The following is a 15,929-nucleotide window of genomic DNA, read 5'->3' as shown; positions in this document are numbered from 1 at the left end:
TAAGAAATATTACAATTTCAAAAGGAAGGGTAACATAATCTTCGTTGGCAAGAGAGAATCAAGAGGATACCAAATGTTCTTGAAAGAACGTTTGAAAGGTCAAGCGAACAAGGGCGCAGGGCGAATGCCTTGGCACTGGGAGCCGATGAAAGACGTGATAAGCTGCGATAAGCTTCGGGGAGCTGCAAATAAGCATTGATCCGGAGATTTCTGAATGAGGAAACTCACCTGGGTTCATACTCAGGTACGATCTACTGAACTTCAAAATAGGTAGATCGAGGGAACCGCCTGAACTGAAACATCTAAGTAGGGCGAGGAAGAGACATCAAACGAGATTCCGTAAGTAGTGGCGAGCGAACGCGGAAGAGGGCAAACCGGGAGTCGAAAGACTTCCGGGGTACGGACTGCATTTAAGACTTGAGTTGTTAACCGAACGGCATGGGAAGGCCGGTCAGAGAGTGTGAGAACCACGTAGGTGAAAACGACAAGAGCTGAGCAAGTTCCAGAGTACGGCCAGACACGTGAAACCTGGTCGGAATACGGGGGGACCACCCTCCAACCCTAAATACTACCCAGTGACCGATAGCGTATAGTACTGTGAAGGAAAGGTGAAAAGCACCCCGGGAGGGGAGTGAAATAGAACCTGAAACCCTGTGCCTACAAGCACCTAGAGCACGTCAAAGTGTGATAGGGTACTTTTTGTAGAACGGTCCGGCGAGCGATTGTATGCAGCAAGGTTAAGGTCTTCAGGACTGGAGCCGAAGCGAAAGCGAGTTTGAAAAGGGCGTTAAGTTGCATACAATGGGCCCGAAACCGGGTGACCTACCCATGGTCAGGTTGAAGTGGAAGTAAAATTCCATGGAGGACCGAACCGACCTCCGTTGAAAAGGCGGCGGATGAACTGTGGGTAGCGGAGAAATTCCAATCGAACCCGGAGATAGCTGGTTCTCCCCGAAATAGTTTTAGGACTAGCCTCAGGTTAGATATCTGGAGGTAAAGCACTGAATAGCCTAGCGGCCGAGAGGTTAGCGAAGCTTATCAAACTCAGAATGCCAGAATATTGATGCCTGGGAGTCAGACAGTGTCAGATAAATGTCATTGTCAAAAGGGAAACAGCCCAGATCTACAGCTAAGGTCCCAAAGTCAGGTTAAGTGGAAAACGATGTGAAGATACGCAGACAACCAGGATGTTGGCTCAGAAGCAGCCACTCATTCAAAGAGTGCGTAATAGCTCACTGGTCGAGCGTCTTTGCGCGGAGAATTTAACGGGGCTAAACCTGGCACCGAAGCTTAGGCAATGTAGTAATACGTTGGGTAGGGGAGCGTTGTATACGCGGCGAAACAGTAGCGCAAGCGGCTGTGGAGTGTATAGAAGTGAGAATGCCGGAATGAGTAGCGCGAATGCAGTGAGAATCTGCATGGCCGAAAGCCTCAGGTTTTTGGAGGAAGGTTCGTCCGCTCCAAGTTAGTCGGGAGCTAAGGTGAGGCCGGAAGGCGTAGCCGATGCACAGACGGTAGAGATTCCGTCACCACCAAAAGAGTTAAGCACAGGGACACATAAGAAGTCTCAGAGCCGGGTGTTGGTTCCGGTAGAGATCGAGGGAAAATAGTACCGAAGTCTGGGATGGAAGATGGCGAGAAAAGCTGTGTGGATTTCTGAGGTGCCCGTACCGCAAACCGACACAGGTAGGTAGGAAGAAGATTCTAAGGCCAACGGGAGAAGGGTTGTTAAGGAACTCGGCAAATTGACCCCGTAACTTCGGGAGAAGGGGTGCTCCAGAGATGGAGCCGCAGAGAATCGGCCCAAGCAACTGTTTACCAAAAACACAGGTTTGTGCTAAATCGAAAGATGACGTATACGAGCTGACGCCTGCCCGGTGCTGGAAGGTTAAGAGGAGATGTGCAAGCATTGAATCGAAGCCCCAGTGAACGGCGGCCGTAACTATAACGGTCCTAAGGTAGCGAAATTCCTTGTCAGGTAAGTTCTGACCCGCATGAAAGGCGTAATGATTTGGGCACTGTCTCAACAGCCCGCCCGGCGAAATTGTAGTACCGGTGAAGATGCCGGTTACCCGCGACAAGACGGAAAGACCCCATGGAGCTTTACTGTAGCCTAATATTGGGTTTCGATGTTGCATGCACAGGATAGATGGGACTCTGGGAAGTGATCGCTTTGGCGGTCATGGAGAGGACGTTGGGATACCATCCTTGCGATATTGGAATTCTAACCTGCGGCTCTGAATCGAGTCGGGGGACATTGTTAGGTGGGCAGTTTGACTGGGGCGGTCGCCTCCTAAAGAGTAACGGAGGCGTTCAAAGGTTCGCTCAGCTTGAACGGAAATCAAGCAAAAGAGTGCAAACGCAGAAGCGAGCCTAACTGCGAGACTGACGGGTCGAGCAGTAACGAAAGTTGGAGTTAGTGATCCGGTGGTATGTGAGTGGAAATGCCATCGCTCAACGGATAAAAGTTACCCTGGGGATAACAGGCTGATCTCCCCCAAGAGTCCACATCGACGGGGAGGTTTGGCACCTCGATGTCGGCTCATCGCATCCTGGGGCTGTATTCGGTCCCAAGGGTTTGGCTGTTCGCCAATTAAAGCGGTACGCGAGCTGGGTTCAGAACGTCGTGAGACAGTTCGGTCCCTATCTGTCGTGGGCGCAGGATATTTGATGGGAGCTGTCCCTAGTACGAGAGGACCGGGACGGACGTACCTCTGGCGCACCAGTTGTTCCGCCAGGAGCATAGCTGGGCAACTACGTACGGATCGGATAAACGCTGAAAGCATCTAAGCGTGAAGCCGACCCAAAGATAAGATATCCCACTGATTTGATCAGGTAAGATCCCTTGAAGACTACAAGGTTGATAGGCACGATGTGTAAGTGGAGTGATCCATTCAGCAAGTGTGTACTAATAGATCGAGGGCTTGACCACAATTCGCTTGAGACTCAAAGAGTCAACGAAAAAATGTTAGCAGTGATTATTCAGTTTTGAAGGCACGTCCTTCAAAAAACACTGGACACAGTAAAACAAGTATGTTATACTGATTCAGTCATATGGTCGGTGACGATGACGGTGAGGTCCCACCTGTTCCCATTCCGAACACAGTAGTTAAGCTCACTCGTGCCCAAGATAGTTAGCTGGAAACGGCTTGTGAAAATAGGTAGTCGCCGACTTTTGTATGGCCCGTTGGTCAAGCGGTTAAGACAGAGGCCTCTCACGCCTTTAACATCGGTTCGATTCCGGTACGGGTCACCATATGCACCTCTAGCTCAGTTGGTAGAGCAACTGACTCTTAATCAGTGGGCCCAGGGTTCGAGTCCCTGGAGGTGCACCAGATATTGAACGTCAAATTGTAAGATTTGGCGTTCTTTTTTGTTGTGTAACCCCGAAAATTCGGGGTCTGCACGGTCAATGCACGGTTTTTGCACGGTCGGCTTTTTCGTGGGAATCCTCTGCATAGGCTGGAATTGCTTTGAAATGCGTGGTAAATTTTGCATCAGGTCAGCAGTGCCAGACGGAGCTGCGCCTTTACCTCTGGGTCGGCGTTCTTCAGAAGTTCCAGCAGAGCAGTCATAGAGATGGTTGGTTCGCCTGCGGCGGGTACAGCCTGTGGGCTGGGGGTGTCGGGCTTGGCATAGAAGCCGCTTTCAAACTTCTTGCCCAGCTCCACACGGGAGGACTGCTGGATATGGGCGTAGGTGTTCACCAGCATATCTGCCGTTGCGTGTCCAGTAGTTCCCTGCACCGCCTTCACATCGCCGCCGGAGATCATCAGCTGATAGGTCGCACTGGAATGACGCAGACCGTGGAATACGATACGTGGGAACTCCGGGTGTGCGTCCTGCCATTTCAGGAACTTCTTGCGGATGAGCACAGGCTCCACCGCCAGGCCGTTGGGCAGACGGAACAGCATTCCGCTGTCGTGGTAGCGTGTCGGGTCCTTCCTCTCGTCTGCTGCCAGTTGATTCAGCCACTTCTTCAATTCCTCTTTCAGTGCGGAGGTCATGAAGATGGTGCGGCAGGAAGATGCCGTTTTGGTACTTTTCAGGATGAGGGAAGTGGTGCTGCGTTCCAGCTTGTCCGGGAATACCTTGATGATGCAGCCATCGTCTACTTGTTTCAGGGCTTCTTTTCGCACCCGCTGCATGGACTTGTTGATACGGAACGTTCCGATGCCATCCGCAGCATCAAAGTCGATATCCTCTGGGGTCAGACCCACGATCTCGCCCTCTCGCAGTGCGCCCACCAGCGTGAGGTGCACCGCCAGATGCAGGATGGGATCCTCCATGCTGTCCAGTGCCGTTCGCATCTCCTCTACCGTCCAGATGGTGCGCTCCTGTGTGGACTTCTTGGGACTGTCCACGGGAACAGGGCTTTTGACAAGGATGCCCCATTCCACGGCATACTGGAACGCAGTACCCAGTAGCCGATGCACCTCATGGATTGTGGTGCCGGAAAGGAACCGCTGCTTTTGCTTTTCGGTGAGCTCCTGCTTCTTTCCCTCGATATACGAACCGCAGGGCGTTTTGCTCAGGGTCGTGTAGAGGTTCTCCATGTGGTAGGGCTTGAGCTTCTGCATCTCCATGCTGCCGATATAGGGGATAATCAGGTTCTGGATGGTAGATAGATTGGATTCGTAGGTCTTGGGTGCCCACTTGTGTTTGCTGCATTGCTTGGGCAGCCAGTCCATGAGGAACTCTGCCACCGTCACCGAGGACGGAATCAGGAATGTGCCAGCGGCCAGTTCATGTTCGATCTGCTTCTTTCGGTTCGTTGCCTCCTCTTTGGTGGGAAAGCTCTCCCATTTGTCGCAGCTCTTGCCGTGCTCGTCCTGATAGGTGTAGCGGACACTGTAAGAACTGCCGCGTTTCGTGATATATGCCATAGATTTGCCTCCTTATCAAGCTGCCCGGTGGAGCCACGCATCGAAGCTGTCTTTCGGGATGCGGATGCTTCCGCCTGCCCGCAGGACACGGAACTCGGTGGTGCTGTTGCACAGGTTGTAGGCAGAGCGCAGGCTGATGGCCAGCATTCGTGCGATCTCTTCCACCGTGTACACCAGCTTCGTGGTTGCTGGGCTGTCAGTCGGAGACTTGACGGCATTGGTTTGAGTGACCACCTCCATTGTAGTGAGATTCGAGTCCTTTTGCAAGAACTTATTCGTATAATCGGAAGATTGCACAGGGACGGTCATAGAATTACGGTCAAAATCCATAAGCATTGCTCCTTATATTGTCATATCATCTAAAAATTCAGCTTAAAGTTCTACATCCTGCCCACGCTTGCGGTTTCGCTGTGGCACATTCATGGTGCGCTCCTGCTTGGGGGCAAGAATCTTTTCCAAAAAGCTGCGCACCAGTTCAGGCGCACGGTGGAGCGCGTCCAGATAGGGCTTCACTTCATACCAGAGTTCATGATACTTTTGACCCCAATGAGCAGCTTCCTTCTTGGCGGTGGAAAGTTCTTCTTTCAAGCGGCGGTTCTCCACATCCATCATATAGCCGTGGTCGGCCTGTTTTTTCAGCTTGGAGAATTCTTCTTCGGTCAGCGAGTAGTTGCCGAGAAAGGTGCGCTTGCCGATATAATCCAGATCACGCGCATGAATGAGGGCTTCTTTCGTGAGCGTGGTCTTTTTCTGAATGAAGGCAAGTTCTTTCTCCTTTTGGGAGAGGGTCTGACTGGTTTTAGCAAGCGATTGTGCCTGCTGGTCGGTTTGGGTGGTCAGGGTGTCCAGCCGTTCCTGCTCCCGCTGGACTTTGAACTGGGTGACGGTCAGGTGTTCTTCAGTGCTGCCGCGTTCACCGCGCTCTACATCCGTGTACCCGGCGTTGCGCATATAGTTGAAGAAATCGTCTTGCAGGACACTGTACGACTTCTTCAGGACTGGCTTGCCGTTCTTTTGCAGCGCAGGCTTTCCGGCATCGTCCAGCAGGGGCTTGGATGCCCACTTCTTGCTCCGGCTGACCTGCATGACGGTCTCCTTGACTTTGCCGACCAGAGCCTTGTCCTTGCAGCGTTTCGACCACAGGATCTGCTTTTCCACCACAGGCACATAGACCACATGAAGATGGTAGTGGTAGACCTCCCGGCCTAATGCTTCGGTCATGGCGCGGTTGATTTCATCGGCGTGCATGACAGCCGAGAGAATATACTGCTCACCGCCCACGATTTGAACGGCTGCTTTGTAGGCATCCTCATAGAACTGCTTGGCGAACTCATAGCCGCCGTGATTGTCAAAGTAGGCAGAGTTGACATCAAAGACAAGTTCACAGTAGTGGATAGCATCCGGCTTCAAGCCGCGCGTGGAGATGGTTCCGGCGGCTTCCAGTTGGGCGAATAGGTCGGTGTAGCTGGCAGTTGGCTTTTTGAAGTGGACGTTCCATGCAGTGCGCTGGGGGATAATGTCGGGGTTCCGATAGCTGTCCTTTTCACGCTCATTGTGCTGCTGGGTGTTGCCAACGGCCTTGTCCGAAACGGCGAGATTCCGGACACTGGTGCGGTCAACGCCATCGTTTCTTGCCAAAGGGCATCCCTCCTTTCAAGGTTCATCGAAAGGTGACGGGGAACGAAGATGCACTTCTTCGGAAGTGTAATAACCCACTATAACACTTTCATCCCTATGGGCTGCAAAGTGTAGTGGGCTCTTCGAGGACTCTCCGAGGGGGAACGCCTCCTGCGGGAGAGCTACAATCAAGTTCGCACAATGCGAACTTGATTGCTCCGTACGCATCTGAAAAAATTGCGTACGGACTTCAAATAACCTGTACGGTTCGTACGACGTACGGAAATGCGAAATATAAACGATAACACGTTTTAAAACGCTTTAATTCGCCGTACAGATGCGTACAAGTACAGACCGTACAGGTTGTACGAACTTCTTCTGTGAAAAATGCACTTTTTACGGGCAGGGGTGGACAAGCGGTTCGATGCCCACAAAGCCCCGCACTCTGCGGCCACCGGGCAGATAGATGTTGTTGGTGGCTTCAAGGTTGTAGCGGCGGTCGTTCTGGCGCAGTTCGGCGCTGAAACGGATCGCCGATACGCTGTGGCAGGCGTTGTCCTCGCACCACTGCTTATAAATGTCGTAGAACTCCTTGGAACTGATGGAGTAGTCCGCCTTGAAACGGAAGTAGCCCTCGGACTCCATGAAGTCGATGACATTGTTGCTGCTGCGCTTGATGGTGTCCACGTTGGCAGCGGCTCGTTCGCTGACCGTGAAGCGGAAATCGTTCTGCACCAGCCGGTGCAGCCCTTCCAGACACCACAGCAGGATGCCTTCCAACTCGGCGCACATCTTCTCCACAAGGAAGGGGTCATCCGTGCGGTCGGTGGGCTTGTCCTTGGTGGTCAGGATGAGCTGGCGGCGAAAGAAACCGTCCGAATGGTCGTACAGCGAGGTCAGCGCACCGTTGCCGAAGCAGAGGAACCGGGCGTAGATGTCCCGCTGGTAGCTCTGGACACCTTTGCGCTCCAAGTCCAGCTTGGCCTCGGCGGTCACGATGGTCTTAATATAATTCGTCTTGGGCAGGGCGTTCATGTCCATGTCATCGTCAATCATCAGCAGGCGGCGTTCCAGATCGGCGCGGGCAAAACGGTTGTTCTCGACTTTCTGGACGCTGCCATTGCTGGCGGCATCTCCCATGAGTCGCTTGAGCACCAGCCCGATGCGGGACTTGCCCTCGCCGCCCTTGCCGACAATGAGCATCATCTTCTGCCCTTTGGTGCTGGGAATAAGGCAGTAGCCCAGATATTCCTGCAAGGTGGGGATGTCGGCATCGTCCAGCAGCTCGTGCAGAAAGGTCAGCCAGCGGTCAGGGCTGGCGGCTTTGGGGTCATATCTCACAGGCAGGCGGTTCTGGCAGAACAGGCGGCTCTCCTGAAAAGAGCCGTCCGGCAGATGGTACACGCCGTTCTGGAGGTGGATGCAGTCCTGTTCGATGGGGAACGGGTCGGAAAAAGCCAGCAGCTTGATAGTCTCCAGAATGTTGGTGACCTTTTTGGACAGGCCGGAGGTGACATATTCCTCGATGTTCTCCAAGATGCGCTGCTTGATCTCGCTCTCGTCCTCCACCGGACCGTCCAGCGTGTACAGCGTACCGTTGACGCATTTCAGCGGCCACTGTTCCAGAAAGGTACGGCCAAACTGGACTTCATCGATCTTCTTTCCGTTGTACCAGTCCGGCCATAAGGGGTTGCGGGAAATGTTTTTCTTCATAGGGTGGTTCTCCTTTAGAAAAGTGAAGTGGTGGGTCTCACCGTGAGACCCACCACTTCAGGTGAATAAATTATCAGGCGCACTTTGCCAGAGAAAGGCGGTCGGTGCGCTCCTCCAGCATCAGCAGGAATGACCCGGACAGCAGCCGTGCAGCGGCATCGGCCTTCTGCTGGGGCGTTCCGAATGCAACGCAGTCCGTCAAGTGCTCGATGGTCTCGGTCGCGTGGAGGGCTTCTTCAAACCGTGGGTCATGCGGCTCCTCCGGGGTGGCAGGCTTATAACGCTCTCGCCAGTCATGCAGCAGGTCAAGATAATCGGTCAGTACCCGCAGGCAGTAGGCGATGTCTGCCCACTGCTCATCTGTCAGGCCACGCTTGGGCGGCAGCAGGGCGATGGCATTGGCGGGCGGCTTGTCCGGGTCAAGCCCGAAGTCGTGTATCAGCTTCTCGGCGGCTTGCCGGGGGTTCAGGTCGAACAGTTTGGCGGTGAGGTCGATGGCATCTCCGTTGGCCCCACAGCCAAAACAGTAATAATAGGTGTCGTTCAGCTTCATGCTGGGGTCGCTGTCAGAATGGAACGGACAGCACACCATGCCATGGCGGTCGGGCTCCATGCCGTACATCTCTCCCACCTGCCGAACGGTGATGGCGGACTTGATCTTTTGATATAAACTCAAAATTTCTCCTTTGGTCAAAGGTTTTGGCACGGATCGTTTTGATCCCTGCCACGTTCAAAGTCACCGGGGTCCCCCAAATGGGAACTTCGGTGAAGCCGGTCTCCCTTGCTGCCTCCCGACAGGAAATCTTTTTGGACTCTGTGTCGGCCCTATGCAGGGCGCTCGCTCCCCCGATGGGAGGTCTTGGCGGTCTGGGCAGTTCGGACGGTCATTCTGTTGTCAAGGTTCGGTTATATGATTCGGGAGGGCTTTTACGGGAAGCCCTTAATATGTTCGCTGCTGGGGAGTGATATGTTTTCCTTCTGTCTATAGGATAGCACCTCCATGGCTGCTGTGCCGTATATCCATAATGTCGGAAAACAGGTGCAGAAACTGCAAAATTCCACGCTTATGGACAGGAACCGCCGGAAGTGGTATACTGTGCAAAAAACATCGGAGGTGCGACCATGAACATCAAGCTGACACTGGGAGAACGGCTCAAAGACCTGCGTGTGGAGCGGAGTCTGAAGCTGGAAACGCTGGCAGAGCAGACGGGTCTGTCCAAATCGGCATTGTCGAAATACGAGAGTGACGATGTGACCGACCTCAGCATTTATGCGGTGACAACGCTGGCTGAGTTCTATGGCGTGACCACGGACTACCTGTTGGGCGTGACGGAAAACAAAAAACGCCCAGATGCAGTCCTTTCGGACTTGCATCTGAGCGATGGCGCAGTGGACGTATTAAGGAATGGGAATTTCAATCATCGGCTGCTGTGTGAACTTTTGGAACATCCCGATTTTTCCCGGTGGATGACCGACCTTGAGATCTGTGTGGACGGTCTGGTCAGTGACCGCATCCGGGATATGAATGCCATGGTGGAAGCCACCCGGCAGGAACTGGAAAAGCGATACCATGCCGATGCAGAGGACCTGACCATGCGGACGCTGAAGGCGGCGCAGATCAACGAGGACGAATATTTCGGGCAGATCCTCTATGATGAGCTGGCGGCGATCCTGAAGCAGATCAAAGCGGCACATGGGACCGATAAGACCACGTCGGACGGCGCAGCGGTCGAGCAAGCGAGGAAGCAGCTTGAAAATGCACAGAAGTTTGAAGGTTCTCCGTTGGAAAAGAAGATGAATGTCCTGATGGGACAGATCGGCATCGACTATTCCAAGCTGACGAAAGAAGAACAGATGACCTTGCTGCGAGTGTTCAATAAATCCTCTATGTTAAAGCACCGCACAAAGGCCGGGATGCGGGGCAAATACAGACGCTGATTATTTACCTTGCGGCTTATAGGGAAAAACGCTGCTACGGCAGGACGGGAGAATGTACACCATTGGTTCCTCTGCAAGCCTGCGCTGGGTGGGCAGAAACCATTAGCTGCCATCCCCATCCGCGCATCCTTCTGCCGCAGAATAGGTGCTTGCCGGAGCTGCTCGCAGTCCCTTTTCCGCATCAGCCGGAACCAAGGTGTAACACACTAGACTTTGCAAACAAAGTCGTGTGCCACGAAACCCCGGCACGGTTTCTTTGGATTCTTCCGGCTATTGCGTTGCTTCCCGGTTTCAGACAATAGAAGATGCGGGCGTCAACTCGTACACATGATCGAACTGGGCTTTACGTTCGTCGCTCAGGTGATGGCTAATCAGGATCAGGGTCAGGTCAGGGTTGGACAGCAGGCTCTTCTCCACGATGTCGGCGTTCTTCTGGTCCAGGGCGCTGGTGCCCTCATCCACCAGCAGGATGCTGCGGTTATGGATCAGAGCACGGGCGATGGCCACGCGCTGCTTCTGGCCGCCCGAGAGGGCGTTGCCTTCCTCGCCCACCGGCGTATCCAGACCCTTGGGCATATTGGCAAGGTCGCCTGCCAGGGCGCTGTCACGCAGTGCCTTTTCCATCTGCTCGTCGGTAAAGTGCTCACCCAGGGTAATGTTCTCACGGATGGTGGTATTGAACAGGAACACATTCTGTTCGATGTAGCTCATTTTCTGCTGGAGCTGCTCGGGCGTGTAATCCCGCACGTCTCTCTCGTCATAAAGGACCTTGCCCTGGTAGCCGGGCAGCCAGCCCAGAAGAATCTTCAGCAGGGTGCTCTTGCCGCAGCCGGAGGGACCGGTGAGGGCGTATTTGCCGCCTTTCTTGAATTCCGCGTTCATGTGGACCAGGATCGGCTTCTTTTCATCGTAGCCGAAAGAGACATCCTTGACCGTAATGCCTTCCTGCAGGGTAGGCAGACCGAAATCAGGAAGCTGCGCCTCGCCGGCATGGATGGTAATCTTATCGAAATAGGGCTTGCTGGCCGAGAAGGACACTGCAAGTTTGGACACCTGGTTCAGTCCATTATACACGCCGGCGCAGATGGTACCGGTGCCCATAAAGGTGGCCAGAGGAATCATATCATTGAGGATCAGGACACCCAGCAGGATGACAACGGCCACTTGGCAGACGGCGCTGACATAGGCCAGACCACAGCCGATGCCGTCCTTGTTGATGGTCAGTTTGTACTTGGCCTGCTCCATGCTGTCGCTGGCTGCATCGACTCCGCTGGTAAACCGTTCATCCTTGCCAAAGAAGCGAAGCACATCGTAACCTGCCAGCAGATCCTTGATTTTACTGACGCTGTCAGCCTGGCTGGCGGCACAGGCTGTGCCAACGGTTCCCAACCGTTTGCTGAACAGACGAGGAACGAAGATCATAACCAATGCGATGACCAGAGAAATCACCAGAAGCAGCCAATGAATGGATGCCAGTGCAACGATGCCGAACACCACCTGTGCCGCAGAACCCATGATGGTGAAAAACGGAGTCCAGGCCATCTGCTCAATCTGGTTCACGTCGTTGGTAAACTGGGAGAGGTACTCGCCGCTCTCCTGCTTATGATACTCCTGATGGGTCTTGTGCAACAGGCCCGCTGCCATATCCCGGCGCAGAGCGTTGTTCATCCGGCGCACGGCCCGGCCCTGGAAGAAGGTCTCTGCAATCAGGCAAAGGACCACGGCCAGCCAGGTCAGCAGAAGAAGAATGATCCGAATGGTGAAAGCCCGCAGATCACCGTCCAGCAGTCCCTGGGTGATCTGAATCTGTACCAGACTGGTGCAGACCTGCAAACCATAGGCAACAACCATACAGATGGAGGCCGCTGTAACAGTGGGCCAGCACTTTTTGAGATAATACTTCATGATTTCCACCTCTTCGGTGATCGTTCCATCTGTCTCTATGAACAGTGGATTGTGTGCTTTGCTCTTTCTGATTCAAATTGTAGCACACAGGATGAGGAATAAACATATCGTTTTGCGTTAGTTAACTGATTACACACATTCTGATTTTCTATAGAGGCAAACTGTCTTTCCATCAATAATTTCAGACTTTTTGCACTGCATATTCATGCAGCGCAAAACATTCCGGCAGCTACGACACTCGGGCTTCAGATCAGAAAAGCTCCACCGGCAGTTAACCTCCGGGTCGATCACAATACCTTTTTCGGGATCAACCCAACCTAACTGGTTTTGCGGGTGGTCAAGCGCCACAGTGCATTTGCCAATTTTTCCATTGGCCCGGAATACCATGCTATGTGGATAGGAAGCGTAGCACACCTGTGCAAGGGCTCCGTTTCTGTGGTTATGACACGACATCCCGATCTTATCCAGATATGCAACATGTTTTGCTACCAACACATCTTTTGTATCCTGATGAAGGATGGATAGACTGTGGACGCCTTCACCACCCCAGTCACCAACAGCACGAACAAGTACGGCGAAGCGTTTGTCATGCCCAAACAGACGGTACAGATAATCATACCAACTGTAGTCCTCATCGTCGGCCAGAATATTGTGGCGCAGCGTGATATGAAAGGAATACTCTGCCGGCGGCAACTTGGAAAGAGAGGCCAGATTGTTAATGATGGTCTGCAGGGTTCCTTTGCCGGATACATGGGGCCGAGTCTTGTCGTGATTCCAACCATCAATTGTAATTTGATAGCTGGTGATCCCTGCCTGATAGAACTGCCGAAATAGCTTGTCATTCAGCAGATAACCATTGGTGGTCATATTGGCAGCATAGTGAAAGCCATACTGTTTCTGCAGATTTTGCACAATGTTGGACACTTCCAGCACAGTGTCTTTGCAAAGAGTAGGTTCACCTCCAAACCATGCAAGTATGACCTGTTTATAGCGCGGCGCTTGTGCAGTTATATACTCCTCAATTCGGTCCAGTGTGTCACGAGTCATACTGGCTGCCGGGTGGTTTTTGTGGCAGTATGAACACTGAAAATTACACCCTTCAGTAGGAATCAGTGTGGCCATGAAGACATCCCAATTGAATTTTTGAGGTAATATTGGCTTGGGTTGAATACAACTGAAATTTTCTCCTAGGCAATCGGAGATGTATCCAGACATCATATATAAGCCCTCTTGATATTGTAGACTAAAATTAGTTGCCGTTCTTTTTTTCTTGAAGTGAAAGCAACCATGCGCTCTTCACAGAAAGACAGATGCCAATTCCAACTACGGTCATAAAAGCACCGAGGATGACAAAACAAGCCGTTGACCCGGCGCTCACCAGTAGTGATGAGCCAAACAGATAAAAAATTTCAGTAACATTGACGCCCATGTTGAAGACGGAAAGCAGCTCGGCGCGATTGTCTTCCCTGCCGGCAGCATCTACAATGCTGTTTTGGACTTCTCCCAGCAGATAGGATGGAATATCCAAAAAAAGCGGAAGGATCAGCATAAATAGGATAGTCCAAACCGGCACATTGACCAAGCCCAACACACCAAGGGCTATTCCACTCAGAATGAAAAACAGTGCCATCATTTGATTATAGTGTTCAGGCTTGGTACGGGCGAGAATCCGTTCGGACAGCAACTGAATTGCAGAATAACCCATAATAATTGCGGCGAGCCAGGTTTCATTGATCCCGCACAACTGCAGCTTCTCCGCATAGAAGAAATTGATCAGAATGCGGCCAATGTTCAAAGCTGCCAAAATCATTAGAAGCATCCATATCTTTTTCTGCTGAAACAACTGCGGATAGGGAATGTTTTTCTTTTGGCGCGTTTCACTTCTGGGCTGCACTGTTTCCTTGGGGATTTTTAAAGAGGTAAAGACAGCAACAAGGTTTGCGGCAATCGTTGCCAGAAGCAGACCCTTGATGCCAATCAGCGTGTACAGGACCGCATAAGCTAGGGTACTGGCAAAAAATCCGACAGTTCCATAATTGGCGACATGTGCAGATTTTTCAGCGTAATGTTCCTTTGAAAACATAATATAAATATAGCCGCTCTGCGTCCCAGAAGAAAAGGAAGCCGCTGTGCCTTCGAGGATAGCCTGTAAAATAAACAGACTATAATTGCAGCTTACATGAGCCAGCAAGAGGCAGGTTCTCGAAATGAGCAGCGCGATCTGGTATAGTACCAACGTGGATTTATAGCCAATGCGATCGGTCAGCTTTCCGAGAGGAATCTCTGTGAGGAGGACCATAGTAGCCATAATTGCTTGCAAAATGAAGAATTGGCTGAGAGAGATTCCTGCAGTGGTTCGTACCAGTAGAGAGACTGGGGAGAAAAACACCAGCCCATTGAGCAGAGAGGTAAGGTCAAGTGCATCTGTTTTCAGCTTTGCGTTCATTTTGATTCACCTCGTTATATTTGGATTTAATATAAGGAATAAACAGTGTTTTCATGAAGTGAGAAAAAACTTCTTCTTCATATGTACAGCACTTTTTGAAATCGATTTGGTGGGACAGCTGACATCCGCCACCGCAGAAGCCACCGATTTTACAATCCTTACACTCCGCATAAGAATTGCAGGTTACAGCGACGGGCCGATAATTTGTTAAATTTTCATAGGAAAAATCAAAAAGGCTGTACCTAGATCTACCAACTGTGCAAGTACAACGATATGTTTTCAGATTCATATCAACATAAAAAACATTACTGGATGACGAAGTGCTCCAACAATAACTATGTGTTTGTTTATGCTCCCGCAAATTCAACTTTAGGCCCATTTTGTCGGCAAAGTTATAGCAGGTCTTTAAAAATGCCGCGTGAACATTGTCCGGGAGAGGCTTGCTTTGAAGCTCAGCGAGAATCTCACTTTCCATCATGATGTCAGGGAAATTTGTTTCATACAAACGATCATCTACTCGACCAATAGTCCACGCAAAGTTTTTATCCTGCAAAAGCTGTAACTTCTTCAAGTCATCCAGTGTATTCCAGATTTCTTTATGATTGTGCCTATCGATATTGGTTCCTAAGTCCACATGGATGCCGTAATGCAGAAGTGTCTTAATACAGCACAGGAGTTTGAAAGTTTCATTTGTATTGTTCCGGCTCGGATCAAGATCGTATCGCGTCATATAATTTAACGCCATACTGTCGATTGTGGGATAAATACCGCTGATGAAGCGACGATTGATGATAAATTTCTTCAAATAATACGAAAGGAAACTTCCGTTTGTGGTGATATGAACAGTGGTTTTGTGCTCTTTGCAAAATTGGAGAATTTTATCAATTACTTTCTCATTCTCGATCAGCAAGGGTTCGCCACCAAATAAACCCAGTCGAACGGTCTTGTTCGGATTTGCTTCCATATACTGTGCAATGATACTTAAAATTTTATCCAGAGTTTCATCACTGATAAGTTTCTTTTCCAAGGTTTTATCGTTTTGCTGATAGCAGTAAGTACAGTGCATGTTGCATTTATACGTAATTGTTAAGATGAAAGTGACTTCTTCGCTTGACTTGTTTGAGTCGGTTTCATCGCTATCCAGCATTTTGTGGTATACTTCTTCGCTCACACCATGGTGGAGGAGATCTTTTGAGATGAGGAAACATCTATTGCTGTACGTATCAACAATAACACATTTTTCGGAATCAACATCTTCTAAATATTTATTTCCAAGGACCTGTGTCAGATCAAAATTCCCCTGTGCGTCTTTGGTTTCCACAAGCGTTCCGTTTTTCAATTCATAAAACATGGTTCCATTATACAGAAAAATCCCAAGAAGCAAACATTTGCTCCTTGGGAAACCGTCACTGATCAGTAGAGGC

10 protein-coding genes, 2 tRNA genes and 2 rRNA genes are annotated in these 15,929 nt (G+C 51.1%); 5 read left to right on the top strand and 9 right to left on the bottom strand.

Annotated features, from left to right (window positions below; all coding sequences use genetic code 11):
* Nucleotides 1-97 precede the first annotated feature (97 nt).
* The 4 genes from I5P96_RS12220 (at nucleotide 98) to I5P96_RS12205 (ending at nucleotide 3,335) form a co-directional block, all read left to right on the top strand.
* Nucleotides 98-2,932, top strand: a 23S ribosomal RNA gene (locus tag I5P96_RS12220).
* 125 nt (nucleotides 2,933-3,057) lie between these two features.
* A 5S ribosomal RNA gene (rrf, locus tag I5P96_RS12215) occupies nucleotides 3,058-3,174 on the top strand.
* A 7-nt stretch (nucleotides 3,175-3,181) separates the two neighbouring features.
* Nucleotides 3,182-3,256: transfer RNA gene (locus I5P96_RS12210), tRNA-Glu, on the top strand.
* A 3-nt stretch (nucleotides 3,257-3,259) separates the two neighbouring features.
* Nucleotides 3,260-3,335 (top strand) — tRNA-Lys (locus tag I5P96_RS12205).
* Nucleotides 3,336-3,497: 162 nt separating this feature from the next.
* On the opposite strand, the gene xerC is transcribed toward I5P96_RS12205, so the two are convergent.
* From xerC to I5P96_RS12180, 5 genes are all read right to left on the bottom strand, one after another.
* Complete coding sequence (gene xerC, locus I5P96_RS12200) at nucleotides 3,498-4,886, bottom strand: tyrosine recombinase XerC (RefSeq protein WP_223382363.1); 1,389 nt, start codon at nucleotides 4,884-4,886, stop codon at nucleotides 3,498-3,500.
* Between the two features lie 15 nt (nucleotides 4,887-4,901).
* A complete protein-coding gene (locus I5P96_RS12195) occupies nucleotides 4,902-5,216 on the bottom strand; it encodes a helix-turn-helix domain-containing protein (protein ID WP_223382361.1) in 315 nt (104 codons plus the stop codon).
* A 42-nt stretch (nucleotides 5,217-5,258) separates the two neighbouring features.
* Entirely contained in the window at nucleotides 5,259-6,524 is a 1,266-nt protein-coding gene (locus I5P96_RS12190) for a plasmid recombination protein (RefSeq protein ID WP_223382359.1), read from the bottom strand.
* 375 nt (nucleotides 6,525-6,899) lie between these two features.
* On the bottom strand, nucleotides 6,900-8,216 hold the full coding sequence (locus tag I5P96_RS12185) for a phage/plasmid primase, P4 family (RefSeq protein WP_223382357.1): 1,317 nt from the start codon (nucleotides 8,214-8,216) through the stop codon (nucleotides 6,900-6,902).
* A 73-nt stretch (nucleotides 8,217-8,289) separates the two neighbouring features.
* Nucleotides 8,290-8,892 carry a CHC2 zinc finger domain-containing protein gene (locus I5P96_RS12180; protein WP_223382355.1) on the bottom strand — a complete coding sequence of 201 codons (603 nt, stop codon included), beginning with the start codon at nucleotides 8,890-8,892 and terminating at the stop codon, nucleotides 8,290-8,292.
* A gap of 446 nt (nucleotides 8,893-9,338) precedes the next feature.
* Here I5P96_RS12180 and I5P96_RS12175 point away from each other — a divergent pair, with 446 nt between their 5' ends.
* Nucleotides 9,339-10,154, top strand: coding sequence for a helix-turn-helix domain-containing protein (locus tag I5P96_RS12175; protein ID WP_097839210.1), 816 nt, complete (start codon nucleotides 9,339-9,341; stop codon nucleotides 10,152-10,154).
* Nucleotides 10,155-10,445: 291 nt separating this feature from the next.
* Here the strand turns inward: I5P96_RS12175 and I5P96_RS12170 are convergent, their stop codons facing one another.
* The 4 genes from I5P96_RS12170 to I5P96_RS12155 all read right to left on the bottom strand — a co-directional run bounded on the left by I5P96_RS12170 (nucleotide 10,446) and on the right by I5P96_RS12155 (nucleotide 15,889).
* A complete protein-coding gene (locus I5P96_RS12170; RefSeq protein ID WP_015565741.1) occupies nucleotides 10,446-12,059 on the bottom strand; it encodes an ABC transporter ATP-binding protein in 1,614 nt (537 codons plus the stop codon).
* Between the two features lie 129 nt (nucleotides 12,060-12,188).
* Complete coding sequence (locus tag I5P96_RS12165) at nucleotides 12,189-13,277, bottom strand: radical SAM protein (protein ID WP_118554303.1); 1,089 nt, start codon at nucleotides 13,275-13,277, stop codon at nucleotides 12,189-12,191.
* 31 nt (nucleotides 13,278-13,308) lie between these two features.
* The gene (locus I5P96_RS12160) at nucleotides 13,309-14,505 is read right to left on the bottom strand and encodes an MFS transporter (protein WP_097778984.1); all 1,197 of its coding nucleotides are present in this window, start codon (nucleotides 14,503-14,505) and stop codon (nucleotides 13,309-13,311) included.
* A complete protein-coding gene (locus I5P96_RS12155) occupies nucleotides 14,474-15,889 on the bottom strand; it encodes a radical SAM protein (protein ID WP_097793640.1) in 1,416 nt (471 codons plus the stop codon). The genes I5P96_RS12160 and I5P96_RS12155 overlap by 32 nt, the downstream gene beginning before the upstream one ends.
* Nucleotides 15,890-15,929: the final 40 nt, after the last annotated feature.

The sequence above is a fragment of the Faecalibacterium prausnitzii genome (assembly GCF_019967995.1).
Taxonomy (GTDB): Bacteria; Bacillota; Clostridia; order Oscillospirales; family Ruminococcaceae; genus Faecalibacterium; species Faecalibacterium prausnitzii_E.
Note: the sequence above shows the minus strand (reverse complement) of the source record. Positions and strands in the feature narration are given on the sequence as shown.